This window comes from Alkalibacillus almallahensis (assembly GCF_011761495.1).
GTDB lineage: Bacteria > Bacillota > Bacilli > Bacillales > Alkalibacillaceae > Alkalibacillus > Alkalibacillus almallahensis.
On record NZ_JAASRU010000025.1, the window covers coordinates 1 to 14,590 of the forward strand.

At 32.1% G+C, this 14,590-nt stretch carries 14 protein-coding genes, 1 tRNA gene and 3 pseudogenes; 5 read left to right on the forward strand and 13 right to left on the reverse strand.

All coding sequences use genetic code 11. The features are described 5' to 3' along the window. The first annotated feature begins 241 nt into the window (after positions 1–241). Positions 242–505: a hypothetical protein gene (locus tag FHR85_RS14000; protein ID WP_167264339.1), complete on the forward strand. Its 264-nt coding sequence runs from the start codon at positions 242–244 to the stop codon at positions 503–505. A gap of 769 nt (positions 506–1,274) precedes the next feature. Beyond that, on the forward strand, positions 1,275–2,483 hold the full coding sequence (locus tag FHR85_RS14585; protein ID WP_167264341.1) for a DUF3238 domain-containing protein: 1,209 nt from the start codon (positions 1,275–1,277) through the stop codon (positions 2,481–2,483). Positions 2,484–2,695: 212 nt separating this feature from the next. On the opposite strand, the gene FHR85_RS14645 is transcribed toward FHR85_RS14585, so the two are convergent. After that, positions 2,696–2,773, reverse strand: coding sequence for an ATP-binding protein (locus tag FHR85_RS14645; RefSeq protein ID WP_424923989.1), 78 nt, complete (start codon positions 2,771–2,773; stop codon positions 2,696–2,698). Beyond that, the gene (locus tag FHR85_RS14650; protein WP_424923988.1) at positions 2,767–2,931 is read right to left on the reverse strand and encodes an ATP-binding protein; all 165 of its coding nucleotides are present in this window, start codon (positions 2,929–2,931) and stop codon (positions 2,767–2,769) included. Before FHR85_RS14650 ends, FHR85_RS14645 begins: the two co-directional genes overlap by 7 nt. A gap of 137 nt (positions 2,932–3,068) precedes the next feature. On the opposite strand from FHR85_RS14650, the pseudogene FHR85_RS14020 reads away from it, so the two are divergent. Then, a pseudogene (locus tag FHR85_RS14020) lies at positions 3,069–3,479 on the forward strand (ATP-binding protein); the annotation flags it as partial. 283 nt (positions 3,480–3,762) lie between these two features. Here FHR85_RS14020 and FHR85_RS14025 read toward each other — a convergent pair. The 8 genes and pseudogenes from FHR85_RS14025 to FHR85_RS14060 all read right to left on the reverse strand — a co-directional run bounded on the left by FHR85_RS14025 (position 3,763) and on the right by FHR85_RS14060 (position 10,440). After that, on the reverse strand, positions 3,763–4,227 hold the full coding sequence (locus FHR85_RS14025) for a hypothetical protein (RefSeq protein WP_167264349.1): 465 nt from the start codon (positions 4,225–4,227) through the stop codon (positions 3,763–3,765). A 12-nt stretch (positions 4,228–4,239) separates the two neighbouring features. Further along, positions 4,240–4,449 (reverse strand): annotated as a pseudogene (locus FHR85_RS14030) (tyrosine-type recombinase/integrase); the annotation flags it as partial. Between the two features lie 282 nt (positions 4,450–4,731). Then, on the reverse strand, positions 4,732–5,544 hold the full coding sequence (locus FHR85_RS14035) for a metallophosphoesterase (protein WP_167264351.1): 813 nt from the start codon (positions 5,542–5,544) through the stop codon (positions 4,732–4,734). Positions 5,545–5,632: 88 nt separating this feature from the next. Further along, positions 5,633–6,532, reverse strand: coding sequence for a hypothetical protein (locus FHR85_RS14040; protein ID WP_167264353.1), 900 nt, complete (start codon positions 6,530–6,532; stop codon positions 5,633–5,635). Positions 6,533–6,965: 433 nt separating this feature from the next. Continuing rightward, positions 6,966–8,003, reverse strand: coding sequence for a hypothetical protein (locus FHR85_RS14045; RefSeq protein WP_167264355.1), 1,038 nt, complete (start codon positions 8,001–8,003; stop codon positions 6,966–6,968). Positions 8,004–8,528: 525 nt separating this feature from the next. Beyond that, positions 8,529–9,503 (reverse strand): midas domain-containing protein, encoded by a 975-nt coding sequence (locus FHR85_RS14050; RefSeq protein WP_167264357.1) that lies wholly within the window; start codon positions 9,501–9,503, stop codon positions 8,529–8,531. A gap of 118 nt (positions 9,504–9,621) precedes the next feature. After that, complete coding sequence (locus FHR85_RS14055) at positions 9,622–10,053, reverse strand: hypothetical protein (protein ID WP_167264359.1); 432 nt, start codon at positions 10,051–10,053, stop codon at positions 9,622–9,624. Between the two features lie 183 nt (positions 10,054–10,236). After that, positions 10,237–10,440, reverse strand: a complete 204-nt coding sequence (locus tag FHR85_RS14060) for a hypothetical protein (protein ID WP_167264361.1) — start codon at positions 10,438–10,440, stop codon at positions 10,237–10,239. A gap of 147 nt (positions 10,441–10,587) precedes the next feature. Here FHR85_RS14060 and FHR85_RS14065 point away from each other — a divergent pair. Next, a pseudogene (locus FHR85_RS14065) lies at positions 10,588–11,128 on the forward strand (ATP-binding protein). Positions 11,129–11,359: 231 nt separating this feature from the next. On the opposite strand, the gene FHR85_RS14590 reads toward FHR85_RS14065, so the two are convergent. The 3 genes from FHR85_RS14590 to FHR85_RS14080 form a co-directional block, all read right to left on the reverse strand. Continuing rightward, complete coding sequence (locus tag FHR85_RS14590; protein WP_167264363.1) at positions 11,360–12,631, reverse strand: NERD domain-containing protein; 1,272 nt, start codon at positions 12,629–12,631, stop codon at positions 11,360–11,362. 417 nt (positions 12,632–13,048) lie between these two features. Beyond that, complete coding sequence (locus FHR85_RS14075) at positions 13,049–13,429, reverse strand: hypothetical protein (RefSeq protein ID WP_167264365.1); 381 nt, start codon at positions 13,427–13,429, stop codon at positions 13,049–13,051. Positions 13,430–13,584: 155 nt separating this feature from the next. After that, positions 13,585–13,656 (reverse strand) — tRNA-Arg (locus tag FHR85_RS14080). Between the two features lie 207 nt (positions 13,657–13,863). On the opposite strand from FHR85_RS14080, the gene clpP reads away from it, so the two are divergent. Continuing rightward, complete coding sequence (gene clpP, locus FHR85_RS14085) at positions 13,864–14,442, forward strand: ATP-dependent Clp endopeptidase proteolytic subunit ClpP (RefSeq protein WP_167264367.1); 579 nt, start codon at positions 13,864–13,866, stop codon at positions 14,440–14,442. Positions 14,443–14,590: the final 148 nt, after the last annotated feature.

Genomic DNA, 14,590 nt, shown 5'->3' on the forward strand with positions numbered 1-14,590 from the left:
TGTCAGATACACTCTCCTTAACTTTGGTAGGTTATGGGTTGAGTATATCATGACATGTCCTTTTATAGTGTCTCGCTTAATTTTACAATCGAGGTAACTAAAATCTCAATTCCAACAAAATTTCAAAAGATAAGATATCAATTGGAAGACAGTACAGAATTACTTACGACCTTCAGAAGTTTCCTCAGGAAAAATGTTCATTAAAATGGTCCACCAACATTATTTTAAAAGGGGCGATAATGTGTCGATAATTGAAACTACATCTATATTATATATTTTAATCAGTGCAATATTAATATTAATTAATCTAAATAAACCCAAAATAGTTTTATATCCTTTGTTAATAGCTTTTTTCTTCCCAATGTTATATTTTATTATGCTTTTCACAAATTATTGGTGGTCAATTCCAGTGTATACAGCTTCTAGTATTACGGTTTTAATCTGTTGGTTAATAGCATTTTTTGCTAATGCTGAATATAAAGCTGAAAACGAAAATAAAGATTGAAAAGTAATTCTCAGAGTGTAAACAATTTTTTATCTTTGATTAATAAATACTTTAATTTTGGTGTTGGAACAACAATTTTTGTAACAAACCAATTCTATTAGGTTTGCTAGTTAGTCTATCATACTAATCGTCTTAACTAGATATTTTAGTCTATATCTGTGCCAAGCGGACTATTTTTAGCGATATCCCGGGATGTGTGAGCACAGCATTATTGATGCTTAACTTTAGGTATACACGTTGAGTGGTTACTTTCTCGCCAATTAGATAATAAAAAATAAACAGAACGAATTGATTAAACCTTCTATCAAATAAACGTGTGATGAACTTTTCATAACTATGAGCTGGTCCCGTGGGGATAATCATGAAAACTAAAACGTGTTTCCTTGGATAATGAAAACCGCTAGATAGACGAATTATTATTTTACCATCTGACTACTGAGCGGCATATAAATGGTTTCAAAACCAATACAGTTATAATCTATTAGTTATAAAAAATCTTAAATTAAGACTTATTTGATCAAATATCTAAGAGTTTTGTAGTTATGTTTAACCTACCAAATTCTTAAGCGGTTACATTCTTTGATATAAAAAACAGGTTAAACTTTAAGAAACATAATAACCTAGTTGTAAAGACTAGAGTAGAAAAGGTGTAGTTTAATTTTCAGAGAACCATCTTGTAAAAAAGGGGGTGTTAATTTTGTAATGTATTTATTATCAATAGTATTTGATTACACATTTTAAGCTAAAAGAATTATATGGAGGGATTAAAGTGAATAAAGTTAGTTATCTAGTTTTCAGTATTTTGATCTTATTAGTAATGTCTATGGTTACACTTACTACAAGTGTCTCGGCAGAAGAGAAATCATTTAATTTAGAGAAAATTGATATTGAAAAAAGTACAGATTTTGTGAGTTTAGACTGGCAAGATATCAATGGTGCCCATACTTATAAATTATTAAATGAGGATGAAGTGATTTATTCTGGAGAGGAAAACTCCTTTCACCATGAGGGTCTAAAAGAAGGTAGTATGAATGAATACAATTTAGTTGCATTTGACGAAACAGGGGATCAGATAGATAAAATTTATATTAAGGTATTCACACCTATAGAAAATGAAAACATTGAATTAATGGTAGATACAGTGAGCAATGAAAAAGAAATAGGTTTTAAATGGACACCATTTGATAATGTAGATTTTTATGAGATATATAAAGGGAAAGAAAGAATAGCAAAATTAACTAATGAAGAATACTTAGACGAAAATCTAAATCCCAATTCTAGCCACGACTATATTATTAAAGCCTATTCAAACAAAGATGAAGAAAGTGGAAACCGCAAGGTAGGAATGTATAGTGGTTCTGCAAAGACTTTACCAAATAACGATAAAACAAATGAGCTGAAGACCGAAAGCGAAGATGAGGAATTTAATAGTCTAAGTTCTGATTTGAATAAAACTACTATCCGAATCAGGGCACATATTAATCCAGAGTTTGTAAATGACCCAACTTCTTCTGCACTATTTGGAGGAGACAACCGCTCACATTCTGCTGTTTCCGGCTCCCATAGAGTTCAATATGATATAAGACATTATTGGGATACTGGAAACTCATATAGTTCAACTGACATAGGGCAAACAAGAAAGTATAATGACAATTATGTATTGGAGGCTACTGACACAGGTACTTGTACATGTTCACATGATGAATATATGGCAGGAGCAGGTGAAGACTTATCTAGGTATACCGTTGACGTAGCAGCACAAAATCCATTAGTAAGCGATGCTGCACCGCCATTATCAATAGACATAGAACCATTAAACATATACAGCGATGGGTCTGTATCAATGAGTGGTAGTCATAGCCAATTTCCTTCTTTTGGGGTATATAGACAGGATGATAACTCCTCTTGGAAATGGTTATATAATTACAGTCATGGAAACAAAGATCCAAGCGATATTTATTGGGAAGAATATTTCTAAAGATAAATTTAAGTATTAATTATTTTAAACCAACCAAAAACACTTCGTTGTGGTGTTTTTGGTTGGGAGTATTAATTATTTTATGTAAATGACAAGATTTCCTTTTGTAAGAATCAGCCAGACTAACAAAACGGAAGAGGATTAAGCTTCTATGGTGTCAACAACGGGTTGAAATTCCCAGTTTCTATAACTTATCTGGCTGAATACCAGCCTTATTTCTTTTCTCTCAAACAATAGGGTTCTCCCTTAATATTAAAGGTTGTTGAATGGTGAACGATTCGATCTAGCATGGCTGTGGCCAATATATCATCACCAAATATCTTTCCCTACTCGACGTATGGTTATTAGAAGTTAGAATCATCGCACCCTGTTCATATCTCTTTGAGATAATTTGAAATAGCGTGTTAGCATTCCATTCATCAAAGCTGAAATATCCAATCTCATCCATCACCAATATATCGGGCGACAATACCGTTTGATGATACGTTGTAACATCCCTTGTTTTGCGCTTTTTGACACTCTATTATAAAATCATTTGCCGTTATAAATAATGCTGAATGACCTTGGATCATAGCTTCAAAAGCCATGACTATAGCTTTGGGCGTTCACGCTGTCGAGCAAGGATATCAAGTGTCATTTATCTCGATGAACCATCTCATGTACGTTTTGAAAACACGCGAGTATATCAAAAAATCAAAAACACGCTACAAACGCATTAGGGATTCTGACTTAATCATTATTGATGATGTCATGTACATGACTTATGAGTCCCAAGAGGCCAACCTGTTCTTCCAGTTTATTTATGATAAGTATGATAAAGTTGCGTTCATTCTGGCCTCTAACAAGGGCCTAGGTGATTGGGGAAAATTTTTAGGCGATTCAACCTTCACTACAGCTATATTAGATCGATTGCTTCACAGAAGTGAAGTGATTACATTTAGTGAGGATGCTGAGAGCATTTGCATGAAGTATCGACAATCTATTTTTGAGGAGTAAATGAATATTCGTCAATTAGTTAGACTGTTTAATCTTATTTGTGGAAAATTGTTTAATTCTACTTGACGGTTACACCCCCTCATCACCCTTTTTTAATGTTTAAAAAGAACAGTTATTTCAGTTACAATTACTCTTTATATAAAGTACCAATCCTACTAACCTTACATATTAATTAATGGCGCTCAGAGCACACAAAAAGAACCTTGAACACTAATAAAACAGTGTTCAAGGTTCTTTTTGTGTGAATTTTGCATAAACTATTTTGATTTTAATTCATTACAATTTAATAAAATTCCCCTGTATTTAAATCCATTAGATCCTCCAATTTAATTGACGGTTTAAATTGTTCGCCGTATTCACCATTTCGAGTTTCATTGTCATATTTAAATGAGATATTATAATATCTACCAGACTTGGTTTTAGGTACTAACTCATGATCGATCAAAAAATTAGCTAAACTCTTTAAATTCTCTCTTTCGTCATTTGAATACCAAATAATCACCCATGAACCATCTGTTGAACGTGGATTAAAACCAAGCATTTCAAGGTCATTATGTTTAACTAACGGTGTGACACCTTGTTTGATTGCTTTAAGTATTAATTCTTGCAGTTCGTTAGAAAGATCTCCTTTTCCATAGGTCATAAATTTACCTATATTATCAGTTTTTTTTAACGCTGGGCTTTGACTATTATTTTCACCATAATAACACCATCCCCCAAGTCTATAATCTACTAATTCATGTTTCATTTTACTTCCTCCTTAAATTACCGCGAAAATTTTATTAACAATATATCTAAGAGTTATTGATGGTGCTGAAAGATTAAAAATATCTTGTAGAAGTTCAACATCTTTCGTCCTTTGATAAAAGTGATAGCCAAATGTTTTTCTTAAAGTATGCATACCTATTTCTTCAATACCAGCTTCTTTTGAAACTGCATTCAATATTTTATAAGCTTGTCCCCTTTTTAATAGTTAATTCCTTCGGAGGAAATTATAACTTTTGATTATTTACCAATATAACAACGTTTTCTTGTATCAGGGTGCAAAATTAATGCAAAAAGAACTTTGTAGTGTCTCACTTTAATTTTTACATTATAAAAAATTATCTTTGACTTAATTGACTTAGTTAACCTCAAAAAAGATTAATTTATTAATTTTGAGATAACTTAATATTACTTAACTTCTTATTATAATTAACTTGGCAATAAGATAATATATTACAGTAGGACGGGCATAATTATTGAGTATTACTCACTTACCCTTTATTATTTGATATTCTTTCCATCCTCCATCGCTTTTCTTCATATAACTTGAATATTTTCCAGTCGATGAATTATATTTAAGTAAAGGAACTACTTTACTCTTCACTGTATCGCCATCAATAAAATAGTGACTTTGCCCGTCCCAAAAAACTCTCCCTTGATAACTTTTATCCTCCGCTACCTCTACCGATGAAATATGACCGGCAATAATATCTTTAAAAAAAGTACCTGTTTCAGCTGGGTATTTCCAAAAAAACTCATCTAGCTTAGTTGCATGTTTCCAAAGTACTTCATCTTCTTCACAGATACCTGCATGAACATAAATCTGATTCTCCGTTTCATAAAAGGGAGAAAACTTATTTTTTTCAGACAGCCAATTCAATAATTCTGAATGATGACTTCTAATTTCCTTTATAAGATATTCACTTATTTCAGAATAGTTTCCTTTTCTTAGTTCTGGTTGGTCTTCAATGATTTCAAACTGTTCACTGGTAAAGAAGCTTTTAATAGTAAGTAGATTAACGTCATGCGAAAGCCATTGTAACTCGTCTGTGATGGAAGTATACCAATCAATGAACATCTTATCGTGATTTCCCAAAAGGATAATCACTTGCTTAGGGTACTTTTCTTCAAGTTCCTTTACATAGTAAAGCACTTTACAACTTTCCGTTCCACCATCCACATAATCTCCTAATAAAATTAGCTTGTTATTCTTATTAGAATCTAAATCTACTAAACGCAAAGCGTCAATCATCGGTTCATAACAACCGTGGATATCACTAATAGAATAAATTATTGGCATTTTAGTTCACCTTTGATTTCTAATAGTTAAATTTTCATTTAGTCGCTAGCAACCTTAGTCATCATTCTATATTAGGGTTCCCCTCAAGCTACAGCAATAACCTTCCTCTATCCTTTATTGCTGTAGTTAGAAAATCGATACTACTTAAAAAATCTTCTTTTGGTGGAAGTAGTACACCTTCATATATTCCAGGCCATAATGTTACTGGCTCATAATTGGAATCCAAAAAAACTTGTAATTTATATTTATAAACAAAACTTTCAAAACTAGAATATTTGTTTAGCCAATCTTGCACCCTGCTAATAACTTCATCTTGAGTTAGTTTTTCTTTTCCATTGATTATATTAGCATCCAAAAACTCTGCCAAAACATCACGAAGTTCTAAGTTTGAACGTCCCTCTCTTCGTTTATCGAAGTAATCCTTTATATGATATAAAGCGATTAGAAAATTATCATTGGTCTTTTCATTAGATCTTCCCATATTAAAACCTTCACATATGCTACTAAAATTAGGTATGGTATATACTACATCTAAAAATTCGCTCATTATATCAAATGCCTTTGGTTCGCTTTTTTGCATGATTTCTAATTTGTTTTTGATAAAGAATGCCCACACAGACTGATTATCAACTCGTTTAGGTTCTATATTTAGGTTTAGGTAACTAACAATCTGTTCTTGCACTCTTGTAATATTTGGTACTTTATAATCATCAATTTTACTACTGTATACTAACAAAGCAGAGTGAAAATAACGCAGATATTTCTTTACATAAGTTTGAGGACTAATGAGCGTATCAGTATAATCAGATTCTCCATAAAGATCTGCCAGTTTATTTTTTACTTCTGGTAGCGAATCACACTCACATTTTGGTTTTAATACCTTTTGTTTTATTCGCATCTTGTATTCTGCGAAACTATTTATGGAATTACCCTCTGTAAGATTATCACGATAAAGCTCTAAGCAGTTTATGTTTTTGTCCAAATCCATTTACTCATCTCCTCTAAGTAATAGATGAACCCATTTTTCATTTTTATCCCTCACAAGATTGAGTAGAGTGTGAAATTAAGGTTTATACATATAATAATCTCAATATTTTTGTAAATACCAAAGTCCGTATCAATTTAAAATTTAAATTGAGTAGCATTTGAAATCACTACTTCAAAAAATGTTACTTAATTGTTATTTATAGACTAATCTATTTATATAAGACCTATTAATCAGCCAATAGTTTGACCTAGCTACATTATGCCTGGCATAAAATACAAGCTTGTAACATCATGCCATTGAATTATGTACTTTTAACCGCCTTCCTTACTTTTATACCCTATAATTATTACTTCCTAATGAAGTACTATTAATTTCAAACTTAAAAGATACATAGGATATTTTCTTTATCCCAAACCTTTTCATTTATATATAATCACTGCTTTTTAGTATAGGTGAAACCTAAGATGATATATGAAACAGTATATTTTTTACTGTTTTGATCATAATAAACTTTCGCTTTTCTCCACTCGACATTCCCTGGATTTCCTCCTGCATGGCTCATTAATTCCTGATAAAGTTTAACACCATCTGATTGCTTCGTTTGAAAAACACCAACTCTTAAATTGTCGTTAACTACTAGTTGTTGAAAACCTTTGTAGTTTTCCTCCCACTTCCCTAAACCTAGTATCTGTGATTTAGCACTTGAAGAGCTTGTTTGTCCTGTCGCTAGATTTGTTACCAAGCTATTAAATAAAGACGACTGTTTCCCATTGTAATCGTGTGTTAAGTATCCATTAACCTCAGATTCTAACGCTGTATCAAACCCACTTTGCTTCCTTGGCTCGGAATCTTCTTTAGGCTCACTTTCTTCCTTTTCATTTTTTTCCTTTGGTTCATCTTGTGCTTCTTCCTTAGATGTCTTATTCGAATTGTCATTTGAATTATCATTAGATTCTTTTGTATTATTAGATTTAGAATCTTTAGCAGACTTATTTTCAGAAGAAATGTTTTCGTTACTATTTGACGAATCATTCTTAGATGTTTGTTTTTGTTCTTTTTCTTGTTCGTCACTTGTTGTGTCGTGAGTGTTACTTTTATCATTTGATGTATTTTCTACAGTATGATTGTTGTCCTCATTATTTGATTGCTTGTTATCTTGTTTCTCTTTATTTCCGCTTTCTTTTTCAACACTTCTTTCTTCGTTAGTGTCATCTTCTTGTTTTGAATCAGAATGAGCAAAACCATCCGTATAATCAAACTGATTTTCTACAAGAAGTGCATGCTCTTGGGATACACTACTTTCTTCTTTATTTTCTATTTCTTCAGTATTTTCAAGTTCAATTTTTTTGTCATGTTCAGCCTCTGTTGCATCAACATTTTCTGGGTTTTCATCACTAACGAATGCATATGTAACGCTACTAGCAATCAATACTAAGACAGCAAATGTTAGCGTGATATTAAATGTTTTCATTGTAAATTTAACTCCTTTTAATAAAAAATGTGAAGAAAATTTGGTATTTCAATACCAATTCATACAAAACGATAAGATTTTTCGATTTTAATCAAGAAGGATTAAGTAATTCTTTAATTCAATGATACAAATTTGATTAAACCCGTGAGCAAGAACAAACATTTCGAGGATTTCTTGATGTATAAAGGCGCACTAATTGTTCTTTGAATTCCTTTAAAAGCAATCTTTTTGACGTTTGGACATATATTTTCTTCTAAGTTTTATATTTAAAACAAGCGTATATGCTTTATGAAACTGTTCAATATAGTTGAGCAAGTTCATTATGTTATTCATACGATATTGTAGTCTTAATTATCTTAATTAGGTCTCAAACCACGTATGGCAAAGGTCCAAATTAAGAAACAGCTAATCTTAATTGTTCTTAAATAAGTTCACCTAACCTGCACAATTTCCTGCCAAATAGATTATAAAAGCTGCTCGCAGTCAGACAATTCCCTTGTGTAAATTTTAATCTTCTATGTAAATTTATACCCAAAACATTAATGACTGAAAAAATGAACTGATATAACTAAACATATTTTGAAAGAATCCATTATCCTCCGAATCTACCTCATCTTCTTTTTCTTTACTACCTTGATCATTTTCTTGTTCAGCAGGATTTGTCACAACATTATCTCGTATCGGTTTATAGTGGTTGCTATTATTGTGTTCTGTTAGATCAACCTTATCTTCATTATTGGATTCATCTTCCTTATTTTCAGCATCGTTTTCTTCTTTATCTGTATCATTTGAGTTGTTACTTTCAGACGATTCATCAGCTTTATTGTTTGATGTTTCACTTGCTGATTGTTTTGTATCGGTTTCATCTGCTGTATTGTCATTGTTTGACTGATTAGCATTAGACTCTTGGTTGTTATTAGATTGTTGTGTGTTCTTGTCATTATTGATTGTCTTGTTATCGTCTGTTTGTTTCTCTTTGTCATTCGAGTCTTTGTCCTTGTCTTGTGATGAATCATTGTTGTTAGATTCTTTTTCAGAACTATCGTCTGACTCTTGGTTCGCGTCATTGTTGTTATCTGTCTGAGTATTTTCTTCTTTGTTTGAGCTATCTTCAGAACCCAAATCTGAGTCTTGTTCAGATTTGCTGTCATCATTTGAATCATTATTGTTTATGTTATCTTGTTTTGGCTCAACAAGGTAAACCGTTAACTTTGTATTAAATTTTCCTGTCGCAAATTCAAAAACTTGGCCATTTTGTGTTACACCAGAAGTCATTGCTCCAAATATATTATATTGGTCAGCGCTAGGTACATAAACACCTTGCACATAGCCTTGGCATTTCCCAGTCGGTTGAGCTAAATTACCTTCTGTATTTTTATTAGCATCAATTGTCATCTCGCACTCAACTAATTCCTTTTCTGCCACAACCGTTGTTGGCAAGCCTACAATCAATCCTAGAATTATTCCAAACATTATTAATATATTTAAGCTGTACTTCATACTCTTATGTCACCTTACTCTTCAATAGATTTGAACCCACTATACCATAAGACATATGAAAAATGAATATATTGTAAGAAATGTGAACATATCATAAAAGTTGATGCGCTATCCTAAACTAGTCCAATGTATCAACACTTATTATCCAACTCTTATAATTAAACTCTTCCATCACATCACTCAATAAAGATAGGTCATTGTCATTCGTTAATAGATCTCTAGAAGTATTTACACCTTTAATATAGAACTCTTTTTCATTTAAATCCATCTCACCTTCATTGGTTGAATCTTTAATACCGATACTGGTTTCATGAACTGTTACATCAAATGGTTTTAATGTAAATTCAACAAAGAATTGATATAACATCGGTGTTATGTATAGTGTCTGTTCACACAGCGTGCAAGTATGGTTATTATAAAATAACATATCAAGATCAGGAGGTTCATAAGCAGTCAACAACAATAGGTGATTAGGTATTTGGATAAAGCCATTAGTTATCTCATAAAAGTCTTTACATATTCGGCAACCAATCACTACTTGTTTATTCATCATCAGTCACTCCTTATTTTAATTTGTCTAATTATATTGAGAACTCTCAAACTCCTTTCTTATAATAACAGGGAAAATATAAACTTTATTCATAGTAGAATAACACCTACCTTTCAGGAATTTTGATACAAAAAACCACTAATCATATGTTTATCGATTAGTGGCTGACTAGTCGTTACTATATTATTCATATATTTCTTTCCATATATTTTGAGAGATTACGAGTGTTTTATCAAAATTTAAATCTTCATTACCTGTTAGTTTTAAAATGGATACGATACTTTCAGCTAGTTCTATTTCGTCCCTACTTTTTAAGGCTTTCTCAACAATCATCTCGATCTCTTTATGATATTCATCAAGAGGAGCACCCATTTCTAATAACTTCATCGGATCCCATCTTATAATTTGCTTAGCAACAACTTCTACAGCAGACCAGCTAGATGGTCTGTTAGAAGACGCATCTAAAAATAATGTACCATATTCAACGTTTTAAACATCCTTTTAACAAAAGAATTAGAGATTCAGCAGCAAGCTATACTCAATCAAAGGGTTAAAAAGTCTAAGATTCCCTATATAAAAACCATTCATGATTTTGACTTTTCGTTTCAAGCAAGCCTCGATAAAGAAGAGTGCGCGAAGTACTCACTGATAGCTATATCCACCATGGTGAGAATGTCATCCTTCTAGGTCCGCCTGGTGTTGGCAAAATGCACTTAGCTATAGCCATGACTTTAGAAGCTATGACCCAATGTCATTCAGCATTATTTATAACGGCAAATGATTTTATATCAGAGTGTCAAAAACCACATAAGCAGAGGGGGAGCTACAACGTATCATCAAACGGTATTATCGCCCCGATGTATTGGTGATGGATAAGATTGAATATTTCAGTTTTGATGAATTGAGTGCTTATACGCTATTTCAAATTATCTCAAGAAGATATGAACAGGTTGCGATGATTCTAACCTCTAATAAATCATATATCGAGTGGGGAAAGATATTTGGCGATGATATATTGGCCATAGCCATGCTAAATCGAATCGTTCACTATTCAACAACCTTCATTCAATATTAAGGTGAATCCTATCGTTTAAGAGAAAAGAAACAAGCTGGTATTCAACCAACTAAGTTATAGAAACTAGGGAAATTCAAACTGTTGTTGACACTTCATACAAACCGCTTCGTTTAATTAACATAACTTAATATATAACAGTTAAACAACAAAAAAGAAGGTGCATTGTGAGCATATTAGCGAACCTACAATAATAAGAATAGAGTATATATAAGCAATCTTAATACATACGATTCACTTCAAGTTAAACTCTTTTTTCAAATCTTTCGGAATCTTTTTATATTGATTGTGTATAATATCATTAGAAATGCCTTCAACTTTATTCTCGTAATAGGTTAAATCAGTATCATTTGTTTTTAAGAAGTTGGCTATGTTATTCAACAAAAAACTGTAATCTTTAATTGGATATGTTCTTTCAGGAACAACGAACTGTTCTAACCATTTTTTAAAATCATTAATTACATCATCATTTATTATTACAGACTGTTTCCTGATGTAATGTACTATATAGCTTCCCCTAAATATTAATAATGTTGAATCGTTCTCTAATTTTACATCATCGTTGCCTATTGCAAATATTGGTTCAACCAATGGTATTTCAATACCTGTTTCCCGCTTATACTTATTAATCAATTTTTGAGTCAATGTGATGTGATAATTAGATTGAGAAACTATGTCTTGAATTACTTCTTCTTTGCCATTTTTGTAGACTTTTCTCCACTGTCCATCTGAGGAAACATGCAAATCATAACTATTTCCCCCACCTATATTTTTCACCTCTATAGAAAAAAGTCCTTTATTTGAAAACAACAAAAAATCTGTTTCAAAAGTATTATTTTCGACCTCTAGATAAACACCATTCCAAAAATCAATTTCATTAGTTTCTTTTAAGTTTAATAAATGTGACTCTACATTTCTCTCCCCTTTTATTCCTTTCGATATTATTTGAAGTTTTTTTGAGTAATCATTCTTAACTTCTGTTAAAATTTGTTTCAAGTATTCATTTATATTTATAAAGGAGTAGTGGTCTAAACCATACACTTCTTTAACATCCAACATATGAAAGAATGCATTATCAATTTGCTTACTTAGTTCATTAAACCTAAACTGCTCTGCTTCTTCACTTTTTGTTTCTAATTCTATTAATAAATTTTCAACTTCCATTAATCTTTCTTCTAAAAATTTTTCTTGCTCATGAAGAGTTAAAAACCTCTTCTTGTGGTTCAATTCTATATTATAGGAATAATGAATTAATTCATCAAACTTCTTATTCTTTTCCTTGATATACGTTTCATTATCCCAAAATACATCATATCCGTTGTTAATAATAGAACTCATGAACTTATCATTATTTGACTCTTTTTTTAATAAATAGAATTTAACTATAATATAGATAAGCAGACAGAGTACACCCAAAAGGAAAATCCAATCTATCACATATGCTGCTATACTGCTATCCTCATTCTTTGAAAGAAAATCTATTACATTTTGTGTCCAGCTTTCCACTTCATTTCCTCCTAAATCTATCGATAGAAATTTAAGCCAGCTCTATTATATGATAATTTGTGTATATTTTGGAATACTCTAAGTATTAATTATCAATAACCCTTGTAAGTTTAGGTATTATTCCTTTTTCTGAAGAACTTATATTACAAGCAATCATCAGAAGGTTTTCATTAAAATATTAAATAATTAAAGACTTAACGGATAGCCTTTGTTATATTAAGTTCTCTATTTAAGCTATGTAATTATTGTTATGGAATTTGGATTCAAAAATCGACAATTTGTGCACAGAATGTTTCGAAGAAATTATGGAAGAAAAACATAAAAAAGCTGTTAATGCTTTCGAACATCATTATTTGACGGATAATTTAATTGAAACAGAAATTGATGAATTATATATAGAAAATGCCAATGGAATAATTAATTCATTAATCTCGAATTGATTGTACTCACTTTATATCCTTTTTCTTGCATGAATCTTAAAGTATCATAAATATATTTCTCGGTTAGATGACTCCTATCCTTTGATAGGGGTTCAGTGATATTTAAATCCATTAAATGATATCGAATCTGTTTCAATTCTTTTTCATAATAATTCTTAGTGTCTTCTCTTAATCCTTTTAAATCACAATAATCCATAAAATCATCTACTGCTACATTAAATGTTACAGATTTTCTCTTCATCCCTTCCCGATTTATATCAAATTTTTTAACGGCTTCTAATGCTTTGTCATCCAATTTCATTCCGTTTTTTCGATGGCTTTTCGGTTGAGAGTTTAAATTACTTGCGTTTTTTCTCATAAAATTCTCCTTTTACAAGAAATGCAAGCGGAAGCGAGTTGTAGGTTCGTGTTAGTCTTGCGTGTTATTTTTAAAAAACGGATAGTCTATATTTTCGAGGGGTAATCGAAGGTTCTGATGTTTGATGAACGCCGGAATGGCGAGTGTTTAATGAATGCCCTCGAAGGGAATCGAACCCCTATCACAAGAACCGGAATCTTGTGTGTTATCCGTTACACCACGAGGGCTAAAAAAGAACTGCATTAGTCATTATAATTCGTTCTGGTTTCTTTTGCAAGAAGTCTTTGTTATTTGATAGATCAACGTTTAATCGGTCGTCAAATTGGGAAGATGTATAATGGTCAAAAGGATTAAGTTTTTCGTTTGACCTTTCTTGACCAAACAGGTATGATAAACATATAACATAAAAACATGTAATTAAGGAGTGACACGATATGAATTTAATTCCTACAGTCATTGAATCAACAAACCGCGGGGAACGTGCTTATGATATTTATTCGCGTCTATTAAAAGACCGCATCATTATGTTAGGTGGACCAGTTGACGATAACATTTCAAACTCAGTTGTTGCACAGATGTTATTCTTAGCAGCTGAAGATCCTGACAAAGATATTTCCCTATACATTAACTCACCAGGTGGTTCGATCACAGCTGGTATGGCGATTTATGACACAATGCAATTCATTAAGCCAGATGTATCAACAATCTGTGTTGGTATGGCAGCTTCAATGGGTGCATTCTTACTAGCTGCAGGTGCAGATGGTAAGCGTTATGGCCTACCAAATAGTGAAGTGATGATTCACCAACCATTAGGTGGTACGCAAGGTCAGGCTTCTGACATCCAAATCCACGCTAAGCGTATTGTTGAAATGCGCGAGAAGCTAAACCAAATCCTATCCGAACGTACAGGTCAGCCGTACGAAGTAGTTGAACGCGACACTGATCGCGACAACTTCATGTCAGCAAATGCAGCGAAAGAATACGGCTTGATCGACGAAGTGATGGAAAAATAAGTAGAGATATTAGGAGCGCCCGCATATCGCGGGCGTTTTTTATTGCGGATAAATTGAGGCTCTAAAATATTTGTTGGGGTAGATACACAATTTAGCGTGAAGGTTTGATGGTGGCCGTTGGCATCATGTGATCCGCTTACGGTGGATG

Coding starts and splice junctions, on each gene's coding strand:
- FHR85_RS14045 (WP_167264355.1), bottom strand. CDS start 8,003: ATGAAAACATTTAATATCACGCTAACATTTGCTGTCTTAGTATTGATT.
- FHR85_RS14050 (WP_167264357.1), bottom strand. CDS start 9,503: ATGAAGTACAGCTTAAATATATTAATAATGTTTGGAATAATTCTAGGA.
- FHR85_RS14025 (WP_167264349.1), bottom strand. CDS start 4,227: ATGAAACATGAATTAGTAGATTATAGACTTGGGGGATGGTGTTATTAT.
- FHR85_RS14055 (WP_167264359.1), bottom strand. CDS start 10,053: ATGAATAAACAAGTAGTGATTGGTTGCCGAATATGTAAAGACTTTTAT.
- FHR85_RS14645 (WP_424923989.1), bottom strand. CDS start 2,773: ATGCTAGATCGAATCGTTCACCATTCAACAACCTTTAATATTAAGGGA.
- FHR85_RS14075 (WP_167264365.1), bottom strand. CDS start 13,429: ATGAGAAAAAACGCAAGTAATTTAAACTCTCAACCGAAAAGCCATCGA.
- FHR85_RS14650 (WP_424923988.1), bottom strand. CDS start 2,931: ATGGATGAGATTGGATATTTCAGCTTTGATGAATGGAATGCTAACACG.
- FHR85_RS14035 (WP_167264351.1), bottom strand. CDS start 5,544: ATGCCAATAATTTATTCTATTAGTGATATCCACGGTTGTTATGAACCG.
- FHR85_RS14060 (WP_167264361.1), bottom strand. CDS start 10,440: ATGAAGTTATTAGAAATGGGTGCTCCTCTTGATGAATATCATAAAGAG.
- clpP (WP_167264367.1), top strand. CDS start 13,864: ATGAATTTAATTCCTACAGTCATTGAATCAACAAACCGCGGGGAACGT.
- FHR85_RS14040 (WP_167264353.1), bottom strand. CDS start 6,532: ATGGATTTGGACAAAAACATAAACTGCTTAGAGCTTTATCGTGATAAT.